Genomic DNA, 22,208 nt, shown 5'->3' with positions numbered 1-22,208 from the left:
AAGAACGGACAGAAGGACTGTCATCGCGATGCATCCAAACACGGCTTATACGCCGTGTTTGGCATCTCTAATCACCACTCCATATTTGAGATAAAGCCTGGTATAGCCAGGTGATAATCGACGCCCTTCTGATCCTTTATCGCCGCCGGCCTGTGTCCGGCCCATGCCGAATGCAGTCATTCCTGTTTGCCAATGTCCTGTCCCGTGTCTGCACGTGCCGCGTGTCGGGCGCGTGTGACGCGCCGATGTCCCCCGGCATGCGCCGCGACCCGCGTGCGCGGTTTCGTGCCGCTTGCGTTTCGTGCGCGGGGAGTCCGTGATGGCTTCCGTATTCAGTGCCGGCAGTCAGCTTTCCAGCGGGTCGGTCCGCTTCATCACGCGCCGCGCGGCTTTTTCGCTCGCGGCGGGGGCGGCTTGCGGCTCGGCCGCACTAGCGCTCGCCGCAGGCGTCGCAATTGGCATGCACTGGGATGCGCGTGGCGCGTCCGGCGCTCAGGCTGCCAACCGCGTCGAGCACGACTACGCGATCGATCAGCTCGGTAAGCTCAGCGCTTCAGTTGCGCAGATCGAGCCGCGTATGGCGCGGCTGACCACACAGGTCGGCGCCTTGCGCGATTTCGAAGCCCGCCTGAATACGCCACGGCCGGCGCCGCGCGCATTGGCTATGCCCGTTCCATTGGCGCCGGCGTCCGACGCGGAGTTGTCCGCCACCGACGGCGAGGGCGGCCCCGCGCTGCCGCCGCGGCCCTGCGGCGAAATCTTGCCGCCTGGCCATGGATCTGCCGACGCCGAACGCACGCGCCGGCAGCTGGATTGCATCGCCGCGACGCTGTCGGCGCTCGAACAGCAAACGGCCGATCACGAACTCGCCTACGCCGCTTTCCCGGGGCGCATGCCCGCCGACGGCGCACGCTTCGGTTCGCCGTTCGGCAACCGCAGCGATCCGTTCACGCATCGTTTGAGTTTTCATCCGGGCATCGATCTGGTCGCTAAAACAGGCACGCCGATCATGGCGGCGGCGGGCGGCCGCGTGGTATTCGCCGGCGAGAAAGCGGGCTATGGCAACGTGGTCGAGATCGATCACGGCAACGGACTCATGACGCGTTACGCGCACGCGTCGCGGATCGTCGCGCATGTGGGCGAACTGGTGCTGCCGCGTCAGTACATTGCCGACGTCGGCTCGACCGGACGCTCAACCGGCCCGCATCTGCATTTCGAAGTGCTGGTCAACGGCGTGCCAGTCAATCCGGTCGACTACCTCGCGCTATTCGCGCCGCCGCCTCATGGCTGAGCGCTGGAGCGGCCGGCGGCTTGGCCGCGTCGCGGGCGCACTGAGCGGGCGCACCTACACGCTGAGGCCGGCGCGATCGCTGGCTTGGCGCGTCGCCATGTGGGCTGGGGCGTGCGCGTTCAGCGCGGCGCTCGGCGCGGCGGCGCTGGCCGGCTGGAACGCGCAGCGCGCCGGCATGGCGCCGGGCCGGTGCGCGCCCGAACCCGTCGACGAGGGGCAACAGCAGACCGAACTGGCCCGCGCGCGGCTCGCGCTGGCGCAGGAGTCGGCGGCTCGCGCGGCGGTGCAGAAGTCGGCCGACAGCGCCGCCGCCGACGTCGCGCGGCTCAATGTCGAGTTGCAGTTTCTGCGGGGGCAGGGCAAGACGCAGGCGGCGTCAAGGCGGTGAGTGGGGGGCGGACAGCGCACACCCACCCCCGCCGCCCAGACAGCATCACGCGACGAACATTTTTATTTCGAGGAAGCGGTTATGTTCAACAAGAAAAAAAGCGCGGGCATCGAACAGACCAAGCTCGCCACCCTGATCGCCCACGACGTGCAGATCACCGGCGACTTGCAGTTCAGCGACGGCCTGCGCATGGACGGCCACGTGAGAGGCAACGTCAGCGGCACGCCCGGCGCCCAGACGCTGCTCGTGCTGAGCGAGCGTGGCTCGATCGAGGGCAACGTGCACGGCTACGACGTGGTGGTCAATGGGAGGATCGTCGGCGATCTGATTGCGGATCACTTCGTCGAGTTGCAGGGCAATGCGCACGTGACCGGCAACATCTACTACCAGCAACTGCGGATGGATTGCGGCGCGTCGGTCGACGGCAAGCTCACCAAGCGGGAAACCGCGCAGGCGGTGCAGGCGCCGGCGCTTCTGGTCTCGCTGAACGAGTTCGTGGACGACGAGCGCAGGGAACGCGGCTAGGCGAGCCCGTCGCGCGTCGAACGGTCAAACGGCGCGCGGCATCGAGGGAGCGTGCGGCGCGGCGTCGTGGTGGCCGTAGATGTCGCCGCGCGGCATGCGCGCGGCGCGCAGCGCGCGGCTCATCGCGAGATGCGCGGATGCCCCTCGATCGAGCGTGGCGAACTTCGCGGCTGGCCGTAGCGCGGTCGACACCGGGCATGGCGCCGGCTGCAAGGGCGCTGTCGGTTCAAAAACCAGCATGCTCACGCCGCCAGCATCCTGCCTCTGAGCAGCTCGCCGAAGTCGTCGGCGCTGACGGGTTTGCCGAGCAGAAAGCCCTGCATCTCGTCGCACATCATCGACCTGAGCATGTCGAGTTGCGACTCGGTCTCGACGCCTTCGGCCACCACGTCCATTTCCAGCGAGTGCGCGAGCGCGATGATCGCCGAGACGATCGCGCTGCCTTCCGGGCCGTGTTCGTCGAGTCCATTGGTGAAGAAGCGGTCGATCTTCAGTTGCTTCACGCGAAAGCGTTGCAGATAGGCGAGGCTCGAATAGCCGGTGCCGAAATCGTCGATCGCGATCTCGAAGCCGCTCGCCTGAAACGCGCGGATCATCTCGATCGTGCGCGGCGCGTCCTGCATCGCCACGGTTTCGGTGATCTCGAACATGATCTGCTCGCACGCGATGCCTTCGGCCTTGACGATCTCGAGCATGGTCGTGACCAGATTTGGCTCCAGGAGCTGGCGCGGCGAAAGATTGATCGCGACTTTCATGGGCGGCAGGCCCTGGTCGATCCAGCCGCGAATCCGCCGGCAGGTCTCGCGCGCGACCCAGTAGCCGATCTGCACGATCTGGCCCGAGCGCTCGGCGACCGGGATGAATTCGAGCGGCGCCAGTTCGCCAAGCTGCGGATGATGTAGCCGGATCAGCGCCTCGGCGCCCGCGAGCGAGTCGCCACCGCCGTAAAACTTCGGCTGGAAATGCACCGAGAAATGGCCGGCGGCGAGTCCGTCATGCAGCGCGTTCTGAATCTGCAGCGTGCGCACGGCCGCTTCGTTCATGCTCCGCTCGAAGAAGCGATAGGTGCTGCGGCCCGCGCGCTTGGCTTCGTACATGGCCGCGTCCGCATGCTTCAGCAGCGTTTCGACGGAATCGCCGTCGTGCGGATAGAGCGCGATGCCGATGCTCGGCATCACCTGCAGCGGCTGCGAATCTGTCCACGTGCCGCGGCGCATCCGTTCGAGCACGCCTTCGGCTAGCGCGCTCGCGTCTTCACGCGAGCCGAGGTTTTCCGCCAGCACGACGAATTCGTCGCCGCCGAGACGCGCGACGGTGTCGTTCGCGCGTACGCATTGCTGCAGGCGCTGCGCGAACGCCGACAGCACGGCGTCGCCGGCCGAGTGGCCGAGCGAGTCGTTGATGGTCTTGAAGCCGTCCAGATCCATGAAGAGGATCGCGAACAGCGAGCGCTGCCGGCGCGCGTTGATCAGCGCGCGTTCGATGCGCTCGGTCAGCGTGCTGCGGTTCGGCAGGCCGGTCAGGGTGTCGAGCGTGGCGAGACGCAGGATCTGCCCGTTCAGTCTCGACACCGCGCTAATGAGGAAGGTGGCGCGCGCGCCCGAACGCGACAGCATCAGCGTGACGATCAGGATTGCGAACGTGAGCAGGATCACCGAGGTGGCGAGCCAGGCGGCGTCCACGCCTTTGGCTGCGCCGCACACGGCGTCCGGCGCAAAACCGGCGGCGGCCATGCCCGCATAGTGCATGCCGCTGATCGCGACGCCCATCACCAGCGCCGCGGCGAAACGTTTGCGCACGACGTGGCGTTGTTCGTCTTTACTGAGTACACGCGCCATCCACAGCGCGGCGCTCGATGCGCCGATCGCGATCACCAGCGACCCCGCCAACCATGCCGGCTGATAACGGATGCCGGGCGTCATCTGCAGCGCCGCCATGCCGGTATAGTGCATGCCGGCGATGCCCAGTCCCATCAGCACGCCGCCCGCCAGCAGGCGGCCCGGCGTCAGCCGCACCTGGGTCGTCATGCACAGCGCGAGGTACGACGCGCCGATCGCCAGCCCGAGCGACAAGGCGGTGGTCACGGCGTCGTAGCCGAGCGGGATCGGCAGCGAAAAGGCGAGCATCGCGATGAAGTGCATCGACCAGATGCCGACGCCGAGCGCCGCCGCGCCGCCCGCGCGCCAGGCGTGCCGCAGCCGCGCCGACGCCGACGCCAGCAGGAAAATGCGGCCGGTCAGATCGAGCGCTGTGTACGACGCCAGCGTCGCGACCACGAACGAAATGGCCACGAGCCAAAAATTGTATGAACTCTGCATGTTGGGTCCAACCGCCGGGAGGAATGCGGCTGGACATGTTATCGGCAATTTGCGGTTTTTATTTAGCGTATTTCCAGTCGGCTGGCTGTCGGGTTTAAGGGGCCGTGTGGTGGAGGGACAAAGGTCAACGGGCAAACGACATGCGCGACCCGCGCCCCTGACCGAAGAAGCACCTGTTGAATGGGGATGGATGATCGGTAACCGGGATGCCCTCCAGCAATGTGTTCAAGCCAGGTTCCCGGCATTTTGTCCGGTTGGAGCAACGCGCTGCCGCGGCACGACCTGATCGTAGAAGACCACCTGGCGGTCGTTACGCCTATCGATTCGCGCGAGCTTGTCGTAACTCGATTCGAATATCGACGATATCCGCTGCGGCTCCGGGGAACGTCACGAGCGAGTAGTACCGCACTTCGCCCGGCAACGGATTCTGCGCGAGCCACGCCTTGCGTGTCGCGGGCGCAGGCCCTCGACGGCGCCGCCGTCTCCCGACTTGCAGGTCGCGCCCGCGAGGACGACGCTGCCCGTCGCCTGCTTCCATATCCGACGCGGCGAACGCGAGTCGCTCATCGGTTAGCTCCCGGCGGCAGCGTGTTGAGTTTCGCGGCGGACTGCCACGGCAGGAACTCGATTCCCGACAGTGAAGTCGGCTGCTGGTACGAAGATCAGTACCTGGCGATAGCCGTCGGTGAAGTACGGATCGGTGGCGAGGTCCTCGCTCGGTGTGCTTTGCGGCGCGATGCCCACGCCTTTGACGAAGCGGTCTTCTTACGGTTCTGCGAACAGGCCATCGTTTCCGTCAACGCGGTGCGCGCCTCGTGGAAGGCCGGGTCGATCTTGTGTGTGGCCGGCCCACACGGGTTTGTCGTGATAGCGCATCGGGCCCAGCCAGAGTCACAGGTGATTGCGCTAGTGAATCGTGTCGCGCCCGTTCGCTCGACACGAGGTCCAACTGCACGAGCTTCGCGCCCTCCTGAGGTTGATCAGCACATAGCCCGAGACGGTTTGCCCAGACCGGACCGGGCGACGGAAAGCGAGCGCGCGAAAGCGCGTTCGAGTTCGGCTTCGAGCGCGCCATGGTTAAAAATCGACGAGATCGAGGCCTTGTATCGTCATATGGCGCGACGCTCGCACGTATAAGACCAAAGGCCGATTTACGCATCGGCCGGTAGCCGCCATTGTGCTGAGATCGGCAGCCGCATGCGGCTGGAGAGCGTTTAGAGGCGCGCGTTATTTTCATTGACGGCATGCTCGCCAGACTGCCGCGCATCTTGCTGCGGGTCACGCTCGAAAAACTGCCGCTGCGCCGTACACCAAGGCCCATTCGCGCGGCTCGTTCATGTTCGATCACTGCCAGTCAGCACTGAAAAGTGACTGTAGTAAGGGCATGTCATGAAATGTTCGAGCGATGCGAATCGTTCGAGACCGGAGCACGTGCTGCCTGAACGTAGCATCACACCGATAGAAGTGCGGATCCAAGTGAGGGAGGAAAAAATGAAATCGTTACCACTTCTCGTCGTGACTGCGGCTACCTTGACCGCCTGCGCGAACGCACCGATGCCGCCGAACGCACAAACGGTCGGCGAAAGTCAGCAGCCGGTCTCCGCAGTCTGGCAATGCATCGCTCAGAAATGGGCGAACCGGTCGCAACAGCAGGTCATATCGCAGGTCATCGTGGCGAACAATCAGGCGATGGACGTCTACATGCCCGGGCAGCAGCCTCCGAATGGAGCCGCCGCCCTCGTGCGGCCTTCGTGGTCGGGCAATAGCAAGACGTGGGTTGGCTTTCGTCCAGGAGCCGATGGGGGCGGTGACGCCGGCGAGGGCGCGGCCGACATCAACGCGTGTCTTTGAGCCGCCCACGCCCGCAGTCCTTCTGACAACGCGGGCCTTCGTGCGCAACGTGGCCGGCGCGGTCAGTTGAGAATGCCGATTGAGGCGCAGCTGTGAATCGCTACGGTTGCAGGAGACAGGGTGGTGCGGGGTGGCGCGAGGTGGCGTGATGTTACCGGAATCTGTCAATCGCGCCACTGGTCGATCGCGCGTGAGAACGGGACAATCCGTCGTGACACCACACGCACAAGGAGCTTTATATGTCCCCGGTCTCAGCCGTTCCTGCTGCCGACAGCGCCGCCGCGCTCGATCATTTCAGCACGCTGCTGTCATTCGAAACGGATTGCGCCGACGTCCACGCGGCACTGGCCAGCGACGATCCGCTTTCGATCGATTTTGTATTGCTGGACGTGCGCGGCCCCGCGCTTTTCGCCGGCGGCCATGTGCCTCGCGCTGTGAATTTGCCGCATGGCAAGATCGTGGCGTCGAAGCTCGTCGACTATCCGCCCGAAACGCTGTTCGTCACCTATTGCGCGGGGCCTCACTGCAACGGCGCAACGCGTGCCGCAATAAATCTCGCTCGACTCGGTCGCCCGGTCAAAGTCATGACCGGCGGCATCACAGGCTGGCTCGATGAGGGTTTGCCGTTAGCCGTTGCTCGTAGCGAGTGAGCGGCGGGGCGAGGCAGCTTCGTCCATGAGGCACGTTGGTGACTGTCAATGCGTCTTGAAGGGGAGCCGCATTGCGCTGCCACCGCTTTCCTTTCCAGACGCGTCACACGGCACCATGCCCGCAGCTAGGCCGCCGGCGCAACCGACGCGCCAACGATCCCATGCCGCTCCAGCGATGCGGCCACGAAGCCCGACGCCTTCATTGCTTCGACAAACTGACTCAGCGCGTTCGCCGCAGCGGCGCCGCGACTTTTGGGCGTGCCCATCGCCTGCTGGATCACCATGAATCGTTCGTCGAGCAAGCGCAGCCCGGAGGTTTTTAGCGCATCGGCTTCGAGCTGTTGCTTGACGCCGGCAGCCACTTCGAGGTTCTGTTCGAGGAACGTTTGCACGACAGTCGGCGACGTCGGCGCGCGAACGATTTGCGCCGCCTTCAGTTCGCGCGTGAGGAACAGGTCGTAAGCGCTGCCCTTGCCGACGGCGACCCGGTTGTGCGCCTCGTCGACGTCCTGATTCGTTTTGACGGGCGAGCCGTCGCGCACGAGATAGAAACCCTCGATCAACACGTAGGGCGCCGTGAAAGCGACGGTCTCGCCGCGCAATGGGTCGACGGCGAAGAAACCAAAATCGGCTCGCTCCTCGCTCAAGGCCTGGACCGATTTGCCTGCGGCATCGAAAACCACCAGTTCCAGTTCGACGCCGAGCTTCGCGGCGAACGCCCGCGCAAGGTCGACCGACACGCCGAACGGCTCGCCGGATTCGGGATGTCTGTTGGCAAGAATCGGATTGCCGAGATTGATCGACGCGCGCACCTTGCCGGTCGGCGTGAAGGCGGCGGCAACGGATGGTTCGATGTTCATGGCGGCTCTCGTCGCGACCGCCATTGTTTGCATGCGGTCACGAAGTAAGGAGTTTGGTCGATGCGCGACAGCATATCGGTTGCGCCGCCTCTGTGGCGGCCTCGCTACCGCCTCGTCGGGGCCATGACCTTTCTGTTACGCTGACACGATTCTTACGACAAGAATAAAAATATACCGGCGGCGAAAGCACTCAAGCGGCATACGGTAAGGAGTCGGGAATGCCACTGTCTCAAGATTGTATGGTTAACACCAATTTATCCGTAAACGAACAAAAAGGAACATCGATTCTGTTGTTTTAATTCCTTTCGGAAAAAATGGGGCCCGCCTGACGGTCCGCCCTGAAGCATAAGAACCACGGAAGATTCACGGAACGATCCCACGGCGCAAGCAATCCGTAACACCATCACGCACCACGCCTGAGCGCCGCGCCAGGCACCCGCAGCACCGGAGACGCACTTAGAACAAAGGAGAGCGATTTGGTCTTGGAACTGGAGCGGGTGACAGTCGTTTCGGGCGCCCAGACGCATCTGTACGGCGTCGATCTGCGGCTCGTCCCCGGTGCGATCAACGTGCTGCTCGGGCCGACGCAGGCCGGCAAGACCACCCTGATGCGCGTGATGGCCGGACTCGATCGCCCGGCGTCGGGGCGCGTGCTGGCCGACGGCCACGATGTGACCGGCGTCAGCGTCAGACAGCGCAACCTCGCGATGGTGTACCAGCAGTTCATCAACTATCCGGCCATGACGGTGTTCGACAACATCGCGTCGCCGCTGCAACTGCAAAAGCTGCCCGCCGACGAAGTCAAACGGCGCGTGCACGAAGTCGCCGGCAAACTCCATATCGATCACCTGTTGCAACGCCGTCCCGGTGAACTGTCCGGCGGCCAGCAGCAGCGTTGCGCGTTGGCGCGTGCGCTGGTCAAGCGTTCGTCGCTGGTGCTGCTCGACGAGCCGCTGGTGAATCTCGACTACAAGTTGCGCGAAGAATTACGCGTCGAACTGGCGACGCTATTCGCGGACGGCAAAACCACGGTCGTCTACGCGACCACCGAGCCGCTCGAAGCGCTGCTGCTCGGCGGCTATACGGCGATCGTCGACAGAGGGCGCGTGCTGCAGCACGGCCCGACGCTCGACGTGTACAACGCGCCTGCCACCGTCGACGTCGCGGCTGTCTTCAACGATCCGCCGATGAACATGCTGGTGAGCGATCTCACCGCCGACGGGACCGCGCGCCTGCCGATCGGCATCGACGTGCCGCTCCAACGAGCGAGCATGCGCGCCGTGCGCGGCAACGACAGGTTCCGCATCGGCATCCGCCCCGGCCATCTGCGGCTCGCGCCCCGCACCGAGCGCTCCGTCGCGGTGCCGTGCCGGCTCGAACTGGCGGAATTGAGCGGCTCCGAAACCTACCTGCATCTGCACACGCAGCAAGGCGGGGTCGATCTGGTCGCGCAACTGCAAGGCGTGCATCAGATCGATCTCGGCACGCAGCTCGACGTATACATCGACCCCGACGAACTGTTCGTGTTCGGCGCGGACGCGACGCTGCTGTCCGGCCCGGAGGCGGCTCATGGCGCGCATTGAGTTCCAGAATCTCGCGCACGCGTACGCCCCCAACCCCGCGACGCTCGACGACTACGCGTTGCAGCCGATGACCATGGTCTGGGAAGACGGCGGCGCGTATGCGTTGCTCGGGCCGTCCGGTTGCGGCAAGTCCACGCTGCTGAACATCGTATCGGGCCTCGTCAGGCCGTCGGAGGGCAGGGTGCTGTTCGACGGACGGGACATCACCGGCTTGAGCCCGCGCGAACGCAACATCGCGCAGGTGTTCCAGTTCCCGGTGATCTACGACACGATGAGCGTGTTCGACAACCTTGCGTTCCCCTTGCGCAACCGCAGGATGGCGGCGCGCGACGTCGAGCGCCGCGTGCACGAGGTCGCGGAGATTCTCGACATGACGCGGGAGTTGCCGCGCAAGGCGAACAATCTGTCGGCGGACGCGAAGCAGAAAATTTCGCTGGGGCGCGGGCTCGTGCGCAAGGACGTCGCCGCGATTCTGTTCGACGAACCCTTGACGGTGATCGATCCGCATATGAAGTGGATCTTGCGTCGGCAGTTGAAGAAGATCCATCAGCAACTGAAGCTGACGCTGATCTACGTGACGCACGATCAGGTCGAAGCGCTGACCTTCGCCGACGAAGTGATCGTGATGACGAACGGCCGCGTCGTGCAGAAGGGCGGCCCGGACGCGCTGTTTTTGCGGCCCGATCATGCGTTCGTCGGCTTTTTCATCGGCAGTCCGGGGATGAATCTCTGCCCGGTCGATCTGGACGCCGACGGCATCAGGATCGGCACGCAGCACTTGCGGCTCGACGCGCACACGCTCGACACGCTGAAGCACGCGAGCGGCACGCTGACGCTCGGGATTCGCCCGGAGTTCGTGCGCGTGGTGAGCGACGGCGAGCCCGGTGCGGTGCAGGCAAATGTCTTGCGCGTGCAGCAGCTCGGTAATTACCAGCTGGTCACCGCGCAATGCGACGGCCACACCTTTCGCGCCAAGCTCGAACCGCATCTGCGGGTTGGCGAGGGGGCGGTCTGGTTGAAGCTCGCTGCGGCGGAAACGGTGTTCTTCAGCAACGACGAAAGGATCGTGCGATGAACAAGCCCGTCAACCAGAAGGCCTGGCTGCTGGTCATACCGGTGTTCATCTGCGTCGCCTTTTCGGCGATCCTGCCGCTGATGACGGTGGTCAACTATTCGGTGCAGGACATCATCAGCCCGACGCAGCATGTGTTCGTCGGCACCGAGTGGTTTCGCGCGATCATCAACGACGCCGATCTGCGCGGCGCGCTCGGGCGGCAGATCATTTTTTCCGCGTGCGTGCTGCTGTTTGAAATCCCGCTCGGCGTCGGCCTCGCGCTGGCGATGCCCGCGTCCGGATGGCGCGCGTCGGCGTCGCTGGTCGTGCTCGCCATGCCGCTGCTGATTCCATGGAACGTGGTCGGCACGATCTGGCAGATTTTCGGGCGGCCGGATATCGGTCTGCTCGGTTATGCGCTCAATCGCGTGGGCATCGACTACAACTACACGGCGAGTCCCGCCGCCGCGTGGATCACGGTGCTCGTGATGGACATCTGGCACTGGACGCCGCTCGTCGCATTGCTCTGCTATGCGGGCTTGCGCGCGATTCCCGACGCGTTCTATCAGGCCGCCGAAATCGACGGCGCGAGCCGCTTCGCCGTGTTCCGTTACATCGAGCTGCCGAAGATGCGCGGAGTGCTGATGATCGCCGTGCTGCTGCGCTTCATGGACAGCTTCATGATCTACACCGAGCCGTTCGTGCTGACGGGCGGCGGCCCGGGCGACTCGACTACGTTCCTCTCGCAATATCTGACGCAAAAAGCGGTCGGCCAGTTCGATCTCGGACCGGCGGCGGCGTTCTCGCTGATCTACTTCCTGATCATCCTGTTGCTGTGCTTCATTCTCTACAACTGGATGGAACGCGTCGGCAAGGGCGGCCCGGCAAGCGGGGGAGACGAATATGGGCAATAACCGCTGGATGCGCATCGTCGTGCTGACGGTGTACATCCTGTTCGCACTGGTCCCGCTCTACTGGATGCTGTCGATCTCGCTGCGCACGAACGAAGAGACGATGTCGGCGTTCGCCGTCTGGCCGCACCATGTGACCTTCGACAACTACAAGGTCATCTTCACCGACCCGTCCTGGTACTGGGGGTACATCAATTCGATCATCTACGTGTTGATGAACACGGTGATGTCGGTGCTTGTCGCGCTGCCCGCGGCGTACGCGTTTTCGCGCTATCGCTTTCTCGGCGACAAGCACATGTTCTTCTGGCTGCTCACGAACCGCATGACGCCGCCCGCTGTGTTCCTGTTGCCGTTTTTCCAGCTCTATTCGAGCGTCGGTCTGATGGACACGTATATCGCGGTCGCGCTCGCGCACATGCTGTTCAACGTGCCGCTCGCGGTGTGGATTCTCGAAGGCTTCATGTCGGGCGTGCCGCGTGAAATCGACGAAACCGCGTACATCGACGGCTACACGTTCCCCGCCTTCTTCGTGAAGATCTTTCTGCCGCTGATCAAGTCGGGTGTCGGCGTTACGGCGTTTTTCTGCTTCATGTTCAGCTGGGTCGAACTGCTGCTCGCGCGCACCCTCACGACGGTCAACGCGAAGCCGATTGCCGCGGTGATGACGCGCACGGTGTCGGCGGCGGGGATGGATTGGGGCGTGCTGTCGGCGGCGGGCGTGCTGACCATCGTGCCGGGCGCGCTCGTCATCTACTTCGTGCGCAATTACATCGCGAAGGGCTTTGCGATGGGGAGAGTCTGATGCTCACGTGGATGTATTGGACCCCCGAGGTGGCGGTCTTTTTCGGCTGCATCGTGCTGATGCTGGCGGGCATGACCGTGTGGGAAATCCGCTCGCCGACCATCGAACGAAAAGGCTTCCTGCCGATTTCCACCACGCGTGGCGACCGGCTTTTCATCGGACTGCTGATTGCCGCGTACGTCAATCTCGCGTGGATCGGCATCAGCGCGGAAAACGCGAATGCGTGGCCGGGCTTCGCGGTGTCGATGCTCGTGCTGCTCATCGTCATGTGGAAGGGTTGAACGGCGTTGCGTTCCGAAGACTTGCGTATCTGGACAGACCGGTTCCGTTGATGCCCCGGGCGGACGCCGGCAGTTGATGCAAGGGGTGCTCAGAGACTGGAGACAGCCATGCAACAGAGGAGACGGATCGTCACGCTCGCCGTGGCAGGCGTCGTCGCGACAGGCTTTACGGGCCATGCGGCGATGGCCGGCACGGCGGAGGCGCAGAAGTGGGTGGACAGCGAGTTCCAGCCGAGCACGCTGTCGAAGCAGCAGCAGATGGACGAGATGAAGTGGTTCATCGACACCGGGGCGAAGCTGAAGGCGGCGGGCGTGAAGGAGGTGCATGTGGTGTCCGAAACGCTCGACACGCACATGTATGAATCGAAAACGCTCGCCAAGGCGTTCACCGAGATCACGGGCATTCCGGTCAAGCACGACATCATCCAGGAGGGCGACGTCGTCGAGAAATTGCAGACCTCGATGCAATCCGGCCAGAGCATCTACGACGGCTGGATTTCGGACTCCGATCTGATCGGCACGCACTACCGCTATGGCGTGATCATGCCGCTGTCCGACTACATGGCCGGCGAAGGCAAGCAGTACACCAACCCCGGGCTCGACGTAAAGGACTTCATCGGCACGAGTTTCACGACCGCGCCGGATAAGAAGCTCTATCAGCTGCCCGACCAGCAGTTCGCCAACCTCTACTGGTTCCGCGCCGACTGGTTCGCGCGCAAGGACCTGCAGGACAAGTTCAAGGCGAAGTACGGCTACGATCTCGGCGTGCCGGTGAACTGGTCCGCATATGAGGACATCGCCGAGTTCTTCACCAACGACGTCAAGAATATCGACGGCGAGAAGGTCTACGGCCATATGGACTACGGCAAGAAAGACCCGTCGCTGGGATGGCGCTTTACCGACGCGTGGCTGTCGATGGCGGGCGAAGCCGACAAGGGCATCCCGAACGGCATGCCGGTCGACGAGTGGGGCATTCGCGTCACGCCCGACGGTTGCCATGCGGTCGGCGCGTCGGTCAGCCGAGGCGGCGGCACGAACAGTCCGGCGGCGGTCTTCGCGACCACCAAGTACATCGACTGGCTGAAGAAATACGCACCGCCCGAAGCATCGGGGATGACCTTCAACGAAGCGGGGCCGGTGCCAGCGCAAGGCCGCATCGCGCAGCAGATCTTCTGGTACAGCGCATTCACCGCGTCGATGCTCAAGCCCGGCAACGTGACCAACCCCGACGGCACGCCGAAGTGGCGGATGGCGCCGTCTCCGCACGGTCCGTACTGGAAGGACGGCATGCAGAACGGCTACCAGGACGTCGGCTCGTGGACGTTCTTCAAGTCGACGCCACCGAACCAGCGTGCGGCCGCATGGCTCTACGCGCAGTTCGTCACGTCCAAAACCGTATCGCTGAAGAAGTCGATCGTCGGGCTCACGTTCATTCGCGATTCCGACATTCATAGCGAGTTTTTCACGAAGAACGCGGACAAGTACGGCGGCCTGATCGAGTTCTATCGCAGCCCGGCGCGCGTCGCGTGGACGCCGACCGGCAACAACGTGCCCGACTATCCGAAGATGGCGCAGCTCTGGTGGAAGAACGTCGCGACGGCCGTGGCCGGGGAAAAGACCCCGCAGGCCGCGATGGACAATCTGGCGAAGGAAATGGACCAGGTGCTGGCCCGCTTGCAGCGCGCGGGAATGAAAGTGTGCGCGCCGGAGTTGAATGCTGAAAGCGATCCGGCAAAATGGTTGTCGGATCAGCACGCGCCCTGGAAGAAGCTCGGCAACGAGAAGCCGAAGGGCGAAACGGTCAAGTACGACCAGTTGCTGACGGCGTGGAGGCAGGGGAAGGTGCGCTAGGGCGCTGCTGCGCGATCGTATGAGAGCGTGTGGGCGGGCGGCCGGGGCAGGCCGCCCGTTTTATTTCACGCAATGCGCACGCGTGTTACGCGCGTCGTCTAGAAGCGATTGATCATGCCGAACTGCACGCCTCGCACGCTGGCGCCGGGCCACGAAGGTGTGAGCCCGGTGACGTTCACGCCCTTGAGCGTGAATTCGGCGTCGCCGTGATTTCTCAGCCAGCCCGCGCTCGCATAGAGCAGCACGCGTTTCGAGAGATCGTATTCACAGGCGGCGCTGAACTGGTCGGCATTGTTGTCGCCGCCCGAGCGGTCACGCAGATACGTGTAGCCGAGCGACGCGCGAAAGCGTCCGTTGATCGCGTAACGCGCCGACACCGATGCGCCGTCGTTGTGATAGCGCGGCGTGCCGCCATCGCCATTGAAGAACGACAGGAAGCCGGTGAGCGGCCCATACACGTACGAGACGCCGCCGAGATTGGCGCGCAACGCGCCGTCGCCGTGTGTCTGCTGGTGCGCATAGGAAATGCGAAATGGACCGTTGTGCCACTCGACCGTCTCGATGTGGCCGGCGAGGCCGTTGCCGTCGCCGTCGGCGGGGTCGCGCAGGGCGGCCATCAGCGTCGTCGAGAAGCCGTGGAATTCCGGCGAAAGATAGGTGATCGCGTTGCTCTCGTACGGCGTGATCTTCGACAGATTGTCGAGCCCCGAGGCGATCGTGCCGGCGCCGAATGCGTCGAGCTGTCCTTTGAACGGGATGTAGATCGGCGAATACTGACGGCCCACCCGCACGGTGCCATAGCGCGTGGACGCGCCGATCCATGCCTGGCGATTGAACATCGTGTCGGCGACGGCAAGCGAGCCGTTGCCCGAATTGAAGCCGTTCTCCAGGTCGAACAGGATTTTGACGCCGTTGCCAATGTCTTGCGCGCCGCGCAGGCCGAAGCGCGAGCCACGATAGGCGCCGGAGTCCATGCGTGCGACGTAGCCCGCGCCGGGGTTGGTGATTTCGATGCTGGTGTCGAGCGCGCCGTAGAGGGTGACGGAGCTCTGGGCGTGCGCCGTCACGGCGTGCGCGGCGAACACGGCCAGCGCCGCCGAGGTACGCCGCGCACGCCGGCCGAACGCTCGCGGTGACCCGCGTGAGGCGTCATGGCACTGAGGTAGCGCGAGGGGTGAATGTTTCATAAGGGAAAAGAGAATACCGCACGCTGTGCGCCACGGGGGCACGAGAAGCTCGAATGAAAACGGCATGCCCGGCGCGAAGCTGCGTCGGCGGCATGCCGTTGCGGAGGTGCGTACGCTGACGCCGTACAGAGCCCCGCTGAAGCGCGGACGAATATACCGCGCTTCAGGTACTCGCGTCGCGCGTTATTGCGGCAGCGCGTAGGCGATCACGTAATCGCCGCGATCCGGCGACTGACGCGCGCCGCCCGCCGAGATCACGATGTATTGGCGGCCGTTGAGCTCGTAGCTCATCGGCGTGCCCTGGCTACCCACCGGCAGGCGGGCTTTCCAGACTTCCTTGCCGGTCGAGCTGTCGAACGCGCGCAGGTAGTAGTCCTGGGTGGCCGCGAAGAACACGAGACCCCCGCCGGTGCTGAGCGAGCCGCCGATGGTCGGCATCCCGATCGGCGTCGGCATGTGCATCTGCACGCCCGCGAGGCGCGTGTCGCGCACCGTGCCGAGCGGCACTTGCCACGCGACGCTGCGCGTCTTCAGGTCGATGGCCGTCAGGCTGCCGAAAGGCGGCTTCTGGCAAGGAATGCCGAGCGGCGAGAAGAAGCGGTCCTTGGTGACCGAATACGGCGTGCCGCCGAGCGGCACCGCGCCCATGCCGGCGTTCACGGCTTCATTGCCGTTCGATTCGCCGCCGCGACGCGCTTCCTTGACGAGACGCACCCACAGGCCGAGGCGCATGTCGTTCACGAAGATCATGTCCGCGTCCGGGTCGTACGACAGGCCGCCCCAGTTCATCCCGCCGAGCGAGCCGGGGAAGCTCAGCGACGTGTCGGTATCCGGCGCGGTGAACTGACCGTCATAGCGCATGCCGTGGAAAATGATCCGGCACATCATCTGGTCGACCGGGGTCATCCCCCACATGTCCGAGCCCTTCAGCACTTGCGCGCCGATCTGCGGCATGCCGACCGACACCGGCTGGGTCTTCGAGTAGGGCTCGCCCGGGATCGTCGCGGTCTTTACCGGCTGCTCGATCACTTTGGTGAGCGGCTTGCCGGTCAGACGGTCGAGCACGAAAAGTTGGCCCATCTTCGTGCCGACCACCAGCGCCGGCACCTTCTTGCCGTCGACCGGGAAGTCGACGAGCGTCGGCTGCATCGGCACGTCGTAGTCCCACAGATCGTGGTGGACGGTCTGGTAGTGCCACTTTTCGGCGCCCGTCGTCGCGTCGAGCGCGAGAATCGACGCACCGTAGGACTCGTCGAGTTGCGTGCGCTTTGCGCCCCACAGATCGATCGCCGCATTGCCCACCGGCATGTACACCGTGTTCGAGGCCGCGTCGTAGGACATCGGCGCCCACACGTTCGGCGTCGAGCGCGTGAAGGTCTTGCCGGCTGACGGCGCCTGCTTGTCCTTCGGATTGCCCGGGTCGAACGCCCACTTCATCTTGCCCGTGATCACGTCGAAGCCGCGGATCACGCCGCCGGGCATGTCGAGTGCCACGTTGTCGGCGACGCGTCCGCCGACCACGATGGTCGTGCCCGCGACGGTCGGCGGCGAGGTCAGTTCGTAGAGCGGGTCGGTCGCATCGCCGAGCCCGGCCTTCAGGTTGATCACGCCGTTCTCGCCGAAGTCCGCGCAGAGCTTGCCGGTGTCGGCGTCGAGTGCGACCAGCTTTGCGTCGATCGTATTCATGAAGATGCGGCGACGGCAGGCGGCCTGACCGGCCGGCAGCGCAACGGGCGTGACGGGCGTCGAACCGCTTACGCCCGGCTGCTGCACGGGCTTCGTCGTATCGAAGTACGCGAGGCCGCGGCAGCGCACCCAGACAGTCGTCTTGCTCGGAAACTCATGGCGCCATTTTTCGTGACCGTTCGCGGCGTCGAGCGCGATCACCGTGTTGTGCGGCGAGCAGACGAACAGCGTGTCGCCGATCTGCAGCGGCGTTTCCTGGTCTTCCGCGCCGCCGCCGGTCGGGCTGAGCGGCACGTCGCCGGTGTGATAAGTCCACGCGACCTGGAGGTTCTTCACGCTGTCGCGATTGATCTGCGGGAAGCCCACGAAACGGTCGCCGCCCGCCGAGTGTCCGTATGCGGACCAGTCGCCGGTGCCGGGATGGTTTCTTGAGAGGCCGGCGTCCGACTCGGTGCCGAAAGTACCGTGCGGAATGAACATGCCGTACACGAACAGCGCGTTACACGCGAGCAGCACGAGGCCGACGGCCCACGCGGCACCCTTCGCGGGGGTCTTGCCCTCGAGGCGGCGCAGGACCGGATAGACCGGCGCGAGCAGCATGGCGATCATCGAGAACATGAAGATGCGCGCTTGCAGCGGCCAGAAGTCGATGCCGCTTTCCCAAACGGCCCACAGCGCGGTCGCGACGAGGGCGATGATGAAGAGCACGTAGGCGTTCGAGCGGCGTCGCGCGAGCTGAATGCCCGTCGCGCTGATGGCGAGGCCCATCAACAGGTAATACCACGAGCCGCCGCGGGCGATGAGCATGCCGCCGCCGATCACGAAAAAGAGGCCGAGCAGAAGGCACAGCGCACCCACGACGGACAGACCGGCGCGAGCGGCAGTCGATGGTGGCTTAGTTTGAGTTTGCTTGGACATTGCTTGTCTTCATAGGTACGCGAAATTGGGCCCATGCATACGGGCCGCCAGAAGCGGGCGGCGTGCATGTGCCGGGTCGTGAAGCCGGCGCGCGCTGGCTCCGGCAGTGGTGAATCGGCTCGGGTGAAAAGCCCGTCAAGGCTTTCGCCGTGGTCTTACGCTGCGTTATCGCGCTGTCTGCGCCCGCATGCCGGCACCGGCACGAGGCGGCCGAGCGCCTTCGATTTCGCAGATGCCCTGGGCGTATTGCGTTGGGCACGAAGCAGAAGGGCTGGGCGCAATGGATATCCGGAACGGGGCGCATGCGCGCGGCATTCGCGGCCGGGTGGCGCCTGGCGAGGCTCTCGGCAGCGCAGTGCTTAAATTTAAGAACTAACTAGTCCGTACATTTTAATACAAATGCCTGGTTTGCGTCCGTAGGCCGGCCTTTTCGAATCTTTGGGGGCATGTAGATGGCTTGATTTTTCTTTGGCGGAAATGCCTGCACGGATTGGTCGGTAATCCCATCTGATATTAACGATCTAGTTAGCCCACGATCGGGGCGGATGTCGTGCCGGTCCGGTGAAAGTCTTGGCAAACTGGGTTTTCGCGTGCAGGGCGCACGCCTCGCGGTCGAACCCGACTGAGCCGGATATGATCGCGATTCCCCACGAACGTAACGCCAAGGAGAGCACCTTGCAGGAAAGTCGTCTTCGTCTCTACGCCGATACCGAGTTTGCCAGCCCTTACGCGATGTCGGTCTTTGTGACCCTTCACGAGAAACAATTGCCGTTTGACCTGTCGACCGTGGATCTCGGCAGTCACGCGAATCATGAAGCGAGCTATGCGGCCCGGTCTGTGACACAGCGCGTACCGACGCTTGTGCATGGGGACTTCGCTTTGTCGGAGTCGTCGGCGATCAGCGAATATCTCGACGAGGCATTTTCAGAAACGCTCGTCTACCCACAGGACAGGTTTCTTCGGGCAAGGGCGCGCCAGATGCAAGCCTGGCTCCGGAGCGATCTGATGCCGATCCGGCAGGAGCGTTCGACGCAGGTGGTGTTCTACGGTCAGACAGGAGCGCGGCTCACCTCCGCGGCCCAAGCGGCGGCGCGGAAGTTGTTTTCCGCAGCCGAGGCTTTGCTCGCTGAAGACGCCCACAATCTCTTCGGAAATTGGTGCATCGCCGATACGGACCTCGCGTTGATGCTGAACCGCCTCATCATGCACGGCGATCAGGTGCCGGCGAGGTTAGTGGACTACGCTGCGCGTCAGTGGGAGAGGCCTGCCGTGCAGCGGTGGATTGAGCTGGAACGTCCGCCGCTCTGAATCGGCGGGGCTGGGCTGGATGCGGACCTTGCCGGGCTGGTCTCAATCCAGCCGTTCGGCTCAGAGCCATACCCATCCCTGGATGCGCTATCTCGCGGCCCGACGCGCGAATTGGTTGCATCGCCACGTCGTCATTCTGATTGGCGTAATCACAATCTCCAGTAACATTGCGCCATGCACAATCACCTCGTCGTCGCGCTGGCTTATGACCGGCTCTGCACCTTCGAATTCGGCTGCGTGACCGAACTGTTCGCGCTCGAACGTCCCGAGCTCGGCGTCGACTGGTATCGCTTCGCGGTGTGCGCGGGCGAAGCCGGTCCGATCCGCGCGGCGGGCGGCATCACGATCGCCGCGCCATACACGCTCAAGCTGCTGGAGCGTGCCGACACCATCGTCATTCCCGGCTGGCGCGACGCAGACGAAGTGCCGCCCGCACCGCTTCTGAAAAAGATTCGCGCCGCCTATGAGCGAGGCGCACGTCTGTGTTCGATCTGTTCCGGCGTGTTCGTGCTGGCGGCCGCGGGCGTGCTCGACGGCAAGACCGTCACGACCCACTGGCGCTACGCCGACAAATTGCAGCAGCGTTACCCGCACTTGAGCGTGCGGCCCGATGCGCTCTATATCGACGAAGGCCGGATCATCACGTCGGCAGGATCGGCGGCGGGGCTCGACATGTTGTTGCACCTGGTGCGGCGCGATCATGGCGGCGCGGTGGCGAATCGGGTCGCGCAACGGCTCGTGGTGCCTCCGCATCGCGAGGGCGGGCAGGCGCAGTTCGTGCCGCGCCCGATGCCGCAGGACGAGAGCGGGCGGCTGGCGAAACTGATGGACTGGGTGCGCGCGCATCCGGCCGAGCCGCACACGCTGGGTTCGCTCGCCGAACGCGCCGTGATGAGCCCGCGCACGCTGCAGCGGCAATTTCGCGACGCGACCGGCATGGCGCTCTTCGAGTGGGTGGTGCGGGAACGGGTCGCGATGGCGCGCGAGTTGCTCGAAGCACAGGCTTCGTGGCCGATGGCGCGCGTCGCGCAAGTCGCGGGTTTCGGGTCGGAAGAATCACTACGGCGTCATTTTCGGCGCGTCGCGCTGACGAGTCCGGCGGCGTATCGCAAGAAGTTCGGCACGCAGGAGCGTGCCTGAAAAACGCGCTTACGTCGTGTGCGACAGACGGCGGGTATTGGCGATCATTCAATAAGCAATGTAGGGGAGCAGGCGCGCGTTCGCAACATTGGCGCTCGATGCGCGCTGCTCGGCGGTAGCTTGCCGACGCCCCCCGTTCCGTCGCGCGTCCGCCGCGAACTGCTGCTTCCCCGCTCGCGGCTGCAATGCGAACCGGCGCTGCTCGGCGTGGCGCGTTGTCGACATATCGACGCGACGCAATCGCCATGCGCGCGGCCTGGAGCGCGGCGCGCCACGGTTTTCCGGTCCGTCGCATACAAGGCCGGCGACTGGCGGCGTCCGGACGGATTCGCGCGGGCGCCGATTTTCTGTCAGCATCACGGCCAGTGGCCGCGCCGGTGCGTATCGTGGGAGTCATGCATATGCCGGGCGCAAAACATGTGTTCGAAGCGCCACATCCGCAACATCGAAACGGAAAGCCGAAACACATGATTCCCATCCTATCCTCTTGCTCATGAACGTCAGAACCGTGTTCGCCGTGGCTATGCTTGCCGTTCTGGAGGCGGCTGCCGTGCTTACGCCGGCGTTCGCCGTGGCGCAGACGCAGCAGGCCGATTCGCGTGCCGATCTGTATCGACGCAATCTGCTGGCAGGCAAGGACATCGCGTGCCGCACGAATGCTTCGTGCGCGGCGCTCGGCGTGGCCGCGCTCGAAGCGGGGCGCATCGAGGACGCGCAGACGCTCGTCGCAATGGAAGCCTCGCTCGCCGAGGCCGCCGCGATGCGCGCCGCCGAGGAGAACTCGCCGAAGGCAACCAGTTCGGCGCGCTCGCGTGTGGCGATGGCCCTGGTCCATCAGGGCGACGTGCAGCAGAAGCTCGGCGCATACCCCGACGCGCGCGCCTACTACCGGAGCGCGGTGAGCCGCGGCGACGACTACCCGAGCGACGCGCTGCTCGGCCGCGCGGTGGCCGCGGCGCGTCAGCGTCTGGAAGCGGTTTCGAACAAAGCGGTGGTGACGGGCATACCGCCGCCCGGCGCGCGCTTTAGCCGCTACATGTTCTTCGGCGCCTGGAACAGCATCGACGTGAAGCCGGTGAAAGGGCGGCGCGGTGTCTACCGGATCGACGGCGATTTCGTCTATCCGACCGTGGGCCCGGACGGCGAGCCCAGTGCGAACATAGGCAGCATGTCGGCCTATGTGCGGTTCTTCGACGGCATGGCGCGCGTGCCGATGACCGAGGCCGGCGGCAACGGGCCGATCGACGCCACCGCAAAGATCGGCACGCTCGCGCCGTACGAGCAGCGTGGCGACAGGTGCCTGATCGAGTTCAGCCTGTCCGCGCCGGAAACGCTCGACGTGCGTACGCGCGGCTCGCCGACGGCATGCGGGTTCGGCTTCAACGTGAGTGCCGACGGGCGGTACTATCTGATGACGGGGCGGTAGCGCGACCGTGTAGGTGGCGCTTATCATGCGATGGTCGTGCGAGTGGGCGGCGGCGATCCGGCGTCTTTGCAAAATCGAGACCCAAGCCCGCGACGAGCACAACATGATCCATCCCACGCGGCGGCATGATTCGCGGCCCGGACATCGACCGTGCGCTGAATCCGCATCGAGGGCATGA

Annotated in this window: 19 protein-coding genes; 14 read left to right on the top strand and 5 right to left on the bottom strand. The window is 64.5% G+C overall.

Annotated elements, in window-relative coordinates:
- Positions 1-319: 319 nt before the first annotated feature.
- From HV770_RS12310 to HV770_RS12300, 3 genes are all read left to right on the top strand, one after another.
- Positions 320-1,291 (top strand): M23 family metallopeptidase, encoded by a 972-nt coding sequence (locus HV770_RS12310; RefSeq protein ID WP_175159923.1) that lies wholly within the window; start codon positions 320-322, stop codon positions 1,289-1,291.
- Positions 1,284-1,679: a hypothetical protein gene (locus HV770_RS12305; protein WP_175159922.1), complete on the top strand. Its 396-nt coding sequence runs from the start codon at positions 1,284-1,286 to the stop codon at positions 1,677-1,679. Before HV770_RS12310 ends, HV770_RS12305 begins: the two co-directional genes overlap by 8 nt.
- Before the next feature lie 81 nt (positions 1,680-1,760).
- Complete coding sequence (locus tag HV770_RS12300) at positions 1,761-2,204, top strand: bactofilin family protein (protein ID WP_175159921.1); 444 nt, start codon at positions 1,761-1,763, stop codon at positions 2,202-2,204.
- Positions 2,205-2,228: 24 nt separating this feature from the next.
- Here the strand turns inward: HV770_RS12300 and HV770_RS12295 are convergent, their stop codons facing one another.
- Together HV770_RS12295 and HV770_RS12290 are read right to left on the bottom strand one after the other, a co-directional pair.
- Positions 2,229-2,444 carry a hypothetical protein gene (locus HV770_RS12295; protein ID WP_175159919.1) on the bottom strand — a complete coding sequence of 72 codons (216 nt, stop codon included), beginning with the start codon at positions 2,442-2,444 and terminating at the stop codon, positions 2,229-2,231.
- 2 nt (positions 2,445-2,446) lie between these two features.
- Positions 2,447-4,522 (bottom strand): putative bifunctional diguanylate cyclase/phosphodiesterase, encoded by a 2,076-nt coding sequence (locus HV770_RS12290; RefSeq protein WP_175159917.1) that lies wholly within the window; start codon positions 4,520-4,522, stop codon positions 2,447-2,449.
- A gap of 1,491 nt (positions 4,523-6,013) precedes the next feature.
- Between HV770_RS12290 and HV770_RS12285 the strand changes: the two genes are divergently transcribed.
- Both HV770_RS12285 and HV770_RS12280 read left to right on the top strand, forming a co-directional pair.
- A complete protein-coding gene (locus HV770_RS12285) occupies positions 6,014-6,373 on the top strand; it encodes a hypothetical protein (RefSeq protein ID WP_175159915.1) in 360 nt (119 codons plus the stop codon).
- Positions 6,374-6,612: 239 nt separating this feature from the next.
- Complete coding sequence (locus tag HV770_RS12280) at positions 6,613-7,023, top strand: rhodanese-like domain-containing protein (RefSeq protein ID WP_175159913.1); 411 nt, start codon at positions 6,613-6,615, stop codon at positions 7,021-7,023.
- Between the two features lie 125 nt (positions 7,024-7,148).
- Here the strand turns inward: HV770_RS12280 and HV770_RS12275 are convergent, their stop codons facing one another.
- Positions 7,149-7,883: an ABC transporter substrate-binding protein gene (locus tag HV770_RS12275; protein ID WP_175159911.1), complete on the bottom strand. Its 735-nt coding sequence runs from the start codon at positions 7,881-7,883 to the stop codon at positions 7,149-7,151.
- A 476-nt stretch (positions 7,884-8,359) separates the two neighbouring features.
- On the opposite strand from HV770_RS12275, the gene HV770_RS12270 reads away from it, so the two are divergent.
- The 6 genes from HV770_RS12270 (at position 8,360) to HV770_RS12245 (ending at position 14,365) form a co-directional block, all read left to right on the top strand.
- Positions 8,360-9,466 (top strand): ABC transporter ATP-binding protein, encoded by a 1,107-nt coding sequence (locus HV770_RS12270; RefSeq protein ID WP_175159909.1) that lies wholly within the window; start codon positions 8,360-8,362, stop codon positions 9,464-9,466.
- Positions 9,453-10,541 carry an ABC transporter ATP-binding protein gene (locus HV770_RS12265; RefSeq protein ID WP_175159907.1) on the top strand — a complete coding sequence of 363 codons (1,089 nt, stop codon included), beginning with the start codon at positions 9,453-9,455 and terminating at the stop codon, positions 10,539-10,541. Before HV770_RS12270 ends, HV770_RS12265 begins: the two co-directional genes overlap by 14 nt.
- Positions 10,538-11,434 (top strand): carbohydrate ABC transporter permease, encoded by an 897-nt coding sequence (locus HV770_RS12260; RefSeq protein ID WP_121321207.1) that lies wholly within the window; start codon positions 10,538-10,540, stop codon positions 11,432-11,434. The genes HV770_RS12265 and HV770_RS12260 overlap by 4 nt, the downstream gene beginning before the upstream one ends.
- A complete protein-coding gene (locus tag HV770_RS12255; RefSeq protein ID WP_121321209.1) occupies positions 11,424-12,233 on the top strand; it encodes a carbohydrate ABC transporter permease in 810 nt (269 codons plus the stop codon). The genes HV770_RS12260 and HV770_RS12255 overlap by 11 nt, the downstream gene beginning before the upstream one ends.
- Positions 12,233-12,514 (top strand): DUF2160 domain-containing protein, encoded by a 282-nt coding sequence (locus tag HV770_RS12250; RefSeq protein WP_175159905.1) that lies wholly within the window; start codon positions 12,233-12,235, stop codon positions 12,512-12,514. The genes HV770_RS12255 and HV770_RS12250 overlap by 1 nt, the downstream gene beginning before the upstream one ends.
- Before the next feature lie 108 nt (positions 12,515-12,622).
- Positions 12,623-14,365, top strand: coding sequence for an ABC transporter substrate-binding protein (locus tag HV770_RS12245; protein WP_175159903.1), 1,743 nt, complete (start codon positions 12,623-12,625; stop codon positions 14,363-14,365).
- A gap of 98 nt (positions 14,366-14,463) precedes the next feature.
- Here HV770_RS12245 and HV770_RS12240 read toward each other — a convergent pair whose 3' ends face one another.
- A complete protein-coding gene (locus HV770_RS12240; protein ID WP_175159901.1) occupies positions 14,464-15,552 on the bottom strand; it encodes a porin in 1,089 nt (362 codons plus the stop codon).
- Positions 15,553-15,735: 183 nt separating this feature from the next.
- Entirely contained in the window at positions 15,736-18,156 is a 2,421-nt protein-coding gene (locus HV770_RS12235; protein WP_175159899.1) for a membrane-bound PQQ-dependent dehydrogenase, glucose/quinate/shikimate family, read from the bottom strand.
- Positions 18,157-18,789: 633 nt separating this feature from the next.
- On the opposite strand from HV770_RS12235, the gene yfcF reads away from it, so the two are divergent.
- From yfcF to HV770_RS12220, 3 genes are all read left to right on the top strand, one after another.
- Entirely contained in the window at positions 18,790-19,464 is a 675-nt protein-coding gene (gene yfcF / locus HV770_RS12230; RefSeq protein WP_425497403.1) for a glutathione transferase, read from the top strand.
- Positions 19,465-19,638: 174 nt separating this feature from the next.
- Positions 19,639-20,604, top strand: a complete 966-nt coding sequence (ftrA, locus tag HV770_RS12225; RefSeq protein ID WP_175159897.1) for a transcriptional regulator FtrA — start codon at positions 19,639-19,641, stop codon at positions 20,602-20,604.
- 493 nt (positions 20,605-21,097) lie between these two features.
- Complete coding sequence (locus tag HV770_RS12220; RefSeq protein ID WP_175159895.1) at positions 21,098-22,030, top strand: tetratricopeptide repeat protein; 933 nt, start codon at positions 21,098-21,100, stop codon at positions 22,028-22,030.
- Positions 22,031-22,208: the final 178 nt, after the last annotated feature.

The organism is Paraburkholderia fynbosensis (genome assembly GCF_902859935.1).
GTDB classification, from domain to species: domain Bacteria; phylum Pseudomonadota; class Gammaproteobacteria; order Burkholderiales; family Burkholderiaceae; genus Paraburkholderia; species Paraburkholderia fynbosensis.
Note: the sequence above shows the minus strand (reverse complement) of the source record. Positions and strands in the feature narration are given on the sequence as shown.